At 46.5% G+C, this 651-nt stretch carries 1 protein-coding gene; it reads right to left on the bottom strand.

What is annotated here, in order from left to right:
• On the bottom strand, positions 1–651 hold a 651-nt coding region (locus tag MiSe_RS49575; RefSeq protein ID WP_226594971.1), incomplete at both ends, for a choice-of-anchor D domain-containing protein.

The following is a 651-nucleotide window of genomic DNA, read 5'->3' on the forward strand; positions in this document are numbered from 1 at the left end:
ATCACTCGTATTAAAAGAAATCGTTCCTTCCCGATTAGCTGCGGTTGCTGTATTGACATTAATCGTAAAAGAACCCGTGGCGTTTGGTGCGATGGTTGCCGGAAAGTCGCCTTGTAAACTAAACCCTTCTGGCAAGGTGAGATTGCTCAAAGTTAGCTGCGTGGTACTGGTATTTCTCAAGGTGAAGGTTTTGGTTAGATTCCCCCCCACATTCACGTTACCCAAGTCCAGCGGTGTCGAGTTTCCATCGGTGAGTGAGGTATTGCCATCAAGGATTTCGATTTCCCCACTAGAGGGGGTTGTGGATGATGAATTTACCGTAGCTTTGATGATGAAATTAAACGGATTCTCATCCGGATCACTCGTATTAAAAGAAATCGTTCCTTCCCGATTAGCTGCGGTTGCTGTATTGACATTAATCGTAAAAGAACCCGTGGCGTTTGGTGCGATGGTTGCCGGAAAGTCGCCTTGTAAACTAAACCCTTCTGGCAAGGTGAGATTGCTCAAAGTTAGCTGCGTGGTACTGGTATTTCTCAAGGTGAAGGTTTTGGTTAGATTCCCCCCCACATTCACGTTACCCAAGTCCAGCGGTGTCGAGTTTCCATCGGTGAGTGAGGTATTGCCATCAAGGATTTCGATTTCCCCACTAGA

Origin of the sequence: Microseira wollei NIES-4236 (assembly GCF_020521235.1) — a bacterium.
In the GTDB taxonomy this organism is placed as follows: domain Bacteria; phylum Cyanobacteriota; class Cyanobacteriia; order Cyanobacteriales; family Aerosakkonemataceae; genus Microseira; species Microseira wollei.